This window comes from Paenibacillus sp. 01T422 (genome assembly GCF_056398785.1).
Window position 1 is genome coordinate 1 of record NZ_JBFTQB010000588.1, and the last position, 5,669, is coordinate 5,669.

At 43.4% G+C, this 5,669-nt stretch carries 3 protein-coding genes; all 3 read right to left on the bottom strand.

Going from position 1 to position 5,669, the window contains the following annotated elements:
- Positions 1–267: 267 nt before the first annotated feature.
- The 3 genes from AC1DUA_RS26580 to AC1DUA_RS26590 are packed head-to-tail and all read right to left on the bottom strand — an operon-like array spanning position 268 to position 5,506.
- The gene (locus tag AC1DUA_RS26580; RefSeq protein WP_477502634.1) at positions 268–1,767 is read right to left on the bottom strand and encodes a stalk domain-containing protein; all 1,500 of its coding nucleotides are present in this window, start codon (positions 1,765–1,767) and stop codon (positions 268–270) included.
- A gap of 27 nt (positions 1,768–1,794) precedes the next feature.
- The gene (locus AC1DUA_RS26585; protein ID WP_477502635.1) at positions 1,795–3,627 is read right to left on the bottom strand and encodes a FecR family protein; all 1,833 of its coding nucleotides are present in this window, start codon (positions 3,625–3,627) and stop codon (positions 1,795–1,797) included.
- A gap of 31 nt (positions 3,628–3,658) precedes the next feature.
- Positions 3,659–5,506 carry a CHASE2 domain-containing protein gene (locus tag AC1DUA_RS26590; protein WP_477502636.1) on the bottom strand — a complete coding sequence of 616 codons (1,848 nt, stop codon included), beginning with the start codon at positions 5,504–5,506 and terminating at the stop codon, positions 3,659–3,661.
- Positions 5,507–5,669: the final 163 nt, after the last annotated feature.

Consider the following 5,669-nt stretch of genomic DNA (forward strand, 5'->3'; position numbering starts at 1 on the left):
GCGTATTCTCGCCCCAACAAATACCAAGCCATTTTATGATCAGGATGCTCTTTGACATATTTCTTAAGATACAGCGGATCTTCGATCGGATTATGCTGAAAAAAACGTTCCAGCTGATCTTGGCGATGATTATTTTTCACCCCGGATACCTCCCCGCACGAACTTCGAGACTAACTCTCTCAAATTTATCGGCAGATGAGGCTTGGAGTTGAAGCCTTAATTAAAAACGAGCCTAACAAGGTTTCCCCCGTTAGACTCGTTTAACTCTTATTTCACAAAAGATTTTGTACGTAAAATCGCCGTCTGAGTGGCTTGATCCCACTGCACATCCAAACCAATCTGTTCCGCGAAGAAGCGAATCGGTACATACGTCCTATCCTGTTTCACATAAGGCGATACATCCGTAGCTTGCTTCACATCAGCTTGTCCTGCCTGTTTAAGAACAACACCTGTTTCACCAATTGTTAGCTCCACTGTCGTGTTTCCTTTCATTAGCTGGACAACTTTTGTACCCGCTTGTTCGGCATATTTGACTTCGAAACCAAATGTTTCACTGATCGCGCGAACCGGAACCATCGTCCTTCCATCCTGAATCTCAGGCTGAGCATCGAAAGAAATCGCTTTATCGCCATTTACGACTTTAATTCCCTGACTGGCTAAATTTGCAGGTAAATGATACGGCGTAATTTTACGGATTTTGTTGTTCGAAGCATCTGCAACGATCATATTTCCTTGAGCAGTTACTAATACATCACTCGGATTGTAAAATTCAGCAGCCCGCTCCACCCCGTCGCTCTCACCCGTTTGAACCGTACCGGAGATCGTTGTCAGCTTGCCGTCCAACAAATAACGAATCGCATGATTTAAGCTATCCGCAATCAAAACTCCACCTTCAGAAGTGACGGTGAGTCCTTTTGGAAAGTCAAACTTAGCTTTCAATGCATCACCATCGGCATAGTCTCCGCCTGCATATAGTTCATTTTTGTCATAAATCGTATTATTGCTTAGAAGTGTTGTAGATCCAGCAACCGTCTTCACAGTGCCAGCTTGTAGATCTATATAACGCACGCGTTGATTACCCGTGTCACTCACATATAGATTTCCTTTATTGTCCAAAGCAAGACCCGCTGGCTCGTTGAATTTCGCATCAGATAGGCTACCGTCTTGGTACTCACCAGCAAATGACGCTTCTCCTGGACGAATCAGAATTGCACGGGTAGATGCCGCATTCAGTGTTGAAACCGTGCCATCTGCAGCAATTTTACGAATCACATGATTGAGTGAATCCGCAACATACACAATTCCGTCAGCTGTTACCGCAACATCACTCGGATGATTGAAGCTTGCATCCGCTCCTTTGCCATCCTTCTTACCGGGAACACCATTTCCTCCAAGTGTGGTAACTTGTCCGTTTGTATCCACTTTTCGAACTGCGTTATTCGCAGAGTCGGCTACGTACACATTCCCCTTACTATCCACTGCCAAACCTGCTGGTGCATTAAAAAAGGCTTCAGAAGCTTTGCCATCAAGAAGTCCCCCTGTTGGGAATCCTTGGCTGTTCGTGGTAACAACGACCTCTGGTCCTGCGAACGTCGTGACCTTGCCTCCTGAATCCCCAATTCCCGCAAAGGTCGTAACATCCGCAAGGATTTGGCCATCGCTTGAGCGCAGCGCATCTGCAGACAAGCCAGCCGCCCACGCGGATGAACCTCCAAGTAAAGTCGCAGCCGCTAGCGTGGATATAAGTATATGTTTTAATGGTTTCATAGGTTTCTCCTTTCGTTAATAATTCTATTAAACACCAGTATGGAGATCTAAAGTCGCCGGTTGAATGCTAGACTCCACAATCGGGATTGTCTGAACGGAAGTTCCATTTTTACGTACAATGATAATTTTTCCAACACTAACCTCTTGATGTCCATAACCTTCTAAAGGAATTGTCACTAGTTTTTGAAGGCCAGAGACCTTAATATTGCCTGCATCCCCAAAACCTGTGACCGTGTAAACCAACTCTTTTTGACCATCGCCCTCATATTCTTTGATATGCTCGGCATAATTCGTGCTGTTATCTCGTCCAAAAATCGTCCCATTTACAGTTGGCATATCATCACTATAGTAAGTATTTGTACCATAGAACAAATGGACTTCAACACCATAAATATCATTAGAATCAACGAAATCGCTCAAATTAATATCCAAGTTGTATGTATTCGCATTTGGACTTGTTTCATTTAATGACGCTTTTAAGCTTACTGCTGGCGCTGGTGCCTCAGGTGTACCTGGATCAGGGTTGCCTGGATTGCCCGGATTCCCTGGATCAGGATTGCCTGGGTTTGTGTTTCCGCCAGAACTTCCCCCAGAATTCGAGTCTCCGCCAGTCGCTGGTGCCACCGGTGGCTTAACAGCTTCCGATTCCTTCAACTTCGCTAAAGCATCCGCTCTAGCCTTCTCTTCGGCCGCTTTCGTAGCTGCCTCAATTTTTTTCTTCTGTTCTTCCAGCAGTTTAAGCTGCGCTTCCAGCTGCTTCTTCAACTCAGCTTGCTTCTTTTCCTGCTCGAGCTTATTTTTCAACTTCTCAGCTGCAAGCTTCTTCAATAACTCTTGTTTTTGTTTCTCTTTTTCAGCATCAACACCCGCTGTTTTATCCAAATCTTTCACTTTGCTTAAATCTAATTTCTTGTTATCCTCAGAAATCTTTTTGTTGGCGTCAGCAATGACTTTATCCATCGAAGACTGATCAAATTTCTTTTCCGCCAAAGCCTTTTTGGCAATGTTTCCAATTAAATTTTCGAAGTTCTGCTTTACTTTATCGAGCTCTTCTTTGCTCTTCACTACTAGATTCTCATCATCTGTGACTTTGCCTTCAGCAAGGTCTTTTGCTTTTTTGGCAATAAATTCATCATTTTCTTTATCAATTTCTGCTTTGTTCAGAATGAATTCTTTGATTACTTCAGGTGATGCTTGTTTAACGAAATCATCCAGATCAAGGAAATCCACTTTCAATGACAAATCCTCAGTTTCATCTCTGGAATCAAGTGAAATTTGTTGCGTTGGATACAAGTAAGTAACGGTTGTTTTCTGCTCCGACTCCTCCGTATTCGTTACTGTGGAAGCAGATACTTTACCTGCCCCTACGGCCATTTTGACGGAACCTGTAACTGGATCAACCATCACAAAGAACTGCGTTCCCCGTACACCCATGACGGCAGTCGGTGTTTCTACCTCAAATTCATCATTAGAACCGGCTAACGATTTCACTTTGACCCACAAGGAACCAGCCCATACTTTGAGCTTGGATTTCTTGTTTCCATCTGAAGAATTGAGGTCGGACACATTGATTTCCGCATTTTCTCCCAAGGTTACATCGGCATCCCCACTGCTTAAATTAAGCGTTACAGAAGAGTTAGCACCCGTATAAACGGTATCACCTTGGTTTAAACTCATACTTTCATAAGCATCGTACGATTTGGAGCCCCCGCCTTTTTTGACGGTTACTTCTCCTGACAATGTCGACACCACAGCTACCCGAACGGTTTTAGCGTCTACAGGTTTCGCCAGCAGCACAGAGATCAAACTAAATATCAAACTTAAGCTTAAACATAATGAGACAAATGATTTCTTGGACATCCCCACACTGACTTCCTCCCTAGTTTCCATTTTAAAGATTCCCGATTACCTCATATACTGTTACGAGTTTTTCTTTCCCTTTAACCTTGATTTCACCGATAGACTCGATTTCAAAAAGGTCTTTGACCCGCTCATACGTCTGCTCGCTAATGAGAATTTGTCCTGGTTTTGCATTCGATTCCAGACGTGCCGACAAGTTCACCGTATCGCCGATCGCCGTATAGTCCAGACGCAGGTCCTCGGAACCAATATTTCCGACTACAGCAGGTCCGCTATTGATACCCAAACCGAATTTCACGCCTATCCCATACTTCTCGATCAATTTCTGTTCAAGCACATTCGCCTGTGACTTCATTTCAATCGCTGCGCGAACAGCCATCTCCGGGTGATTATCATATTCAATTGGAGCGCCGAACATCGCCATAACCCCATCACCTATGAACTTATCAAGCGTTCCATTGAATTTGAAAATCGCTTTCGTACACACATCCAAATATTCGTTCAGAACTTGAATGACCTGTTCAGGCTCTAATCGCTCCGACATTGGCGTAAACCCACGAATATCGACGAAAATAAGAGATATATCCTTGCGGCTTCCCCCGAGCTTGACATCTTCGCCAGATTGCAGCAACTCGTCTACTACCGATTTCGAAACAAATCTACCAAAAATCCCTGTTACCCGATTGCGCTCTTTGCGCTCGTCTAAATAATGACTTACTAATGACCATATGTATATCGTTACTAAGGCAAATTGCGGATAAACGAGTGGAGCAAAAGTTGAGCCTGCAATATAGAAGGCTAACCATACACCGCCATAAATCACGAACATGCCAATAAAAATAAATAGCGCGGTCTTTCCTTTGAATCTCTCAAACAAGTAAATGGCTAGCAAGGAAATTAATAGAATAAGACCAATCCCTACTGGTGTACTTGTGTCTTTATAAAATTTACTTTCCAATAAAGTTTGAATCATATTGGCATGTATTTCGATCCCAAACATTTTGACAGAACTGATCGGCGTAGGATATTCGTCCTGCATCGCTGTAACGAAAGGCCCAACCAGCACAATGCTGCCCTGCAAAGGTAGTGGATTTTTACTATTCAAGACATCCACGAATGAAAGCATTTCGTATCCGGTCGTAGCATCTACTTTCTGTCTAGGTAATGTGAAAAACTCAGTAGTTACTTGATTTCTCTCATTCGTTGGTAAAACGATACTACCGCGCTTCCATTCTCCCGTCGCCGCATCTCTCTTAACCTTTTCTTTGTCGTCAAGAACTAAATTGGCAAGTGCAACGCTGAAAGCTGGTATGAAAGTCCCATTCTCATCCGGTAGTCCAACGGGAAGCTTTCGGGCTTTTCCATCCTTATCGACAAAGACATTAATATGTGCCATCTGCTGTTTGTTAGTGGTTAATGTTGCCGTAGGGTAGTCAACTTTCTCAGGTACTAAGTCTCCTGCTTGCTGCTGTTTGGAGGGATAATTGATTTGAACGGGCAGGATAACATTATGATATTTGGCTAACACATCAGCCAAAGCTTTATCGTCTGCGGGGTTTTTTGAAGGTTCAGCTAAGACCACGTCAATGCCGATTGCAGCTGCGCCGGATTGCTCCAGCTTTTCTATCAATTGCGCGTAAGTTGTTCGGTCCCAAGGGAATTTCCCGATTGCCTTTAAAGATTTCTCATCAATCTTGACAATTTTGATCCGATCCTCAGGTTGGCGTTCATCGACTGATTTGGCTTTACGCAACACGTCTTGGAGGGGACCTTCAATGAAATAAAATAATCCACTCGAGTTCACCGTGTAGAAATATGTCGACAACAGCATCAACACAAGTCCTGCTGCCAACGTATTGATCCATTTCTTTTTACCCATAAGAGCCTCCCCATGCATACTAGCTTCATTGTAAGATGGAGGGAAACAATTGGCAATGAATTGTTACAAAAAAATACAAATTGTAGCAAAAAAAAGCTCAGTCCCATTGCAGGAACTGAGCTTTTTCGACATATTGTGGAACACTCCACAAATTGAGTTATGA

Bases quoted from the DNA above. Each gene is read 5' to 3' on its own strand.
- AC1DUA_RS26585 (WP_477502635.1), bottom strand. From the start codon at position 3,627: ATGTCCAAGAAATCATTTGTCTCATTATGTTTAAGCTTAAGTTTGATA.
- AC1DUA_RS26580 (WP_477502634.1), bottom strand. From the start codon at position 1,767: ATGAAACCATTAAAACATATACTTATATCCACGCTAGCGGCTGCGACT.
- AC1DUA_RS26590 (WP_477502636.1), bottom strand. From the start codon at position 5,506: ATGGGTAAAAAGAAATGGATCAATACGTTGGCAGCAGGACTTGTGTTG.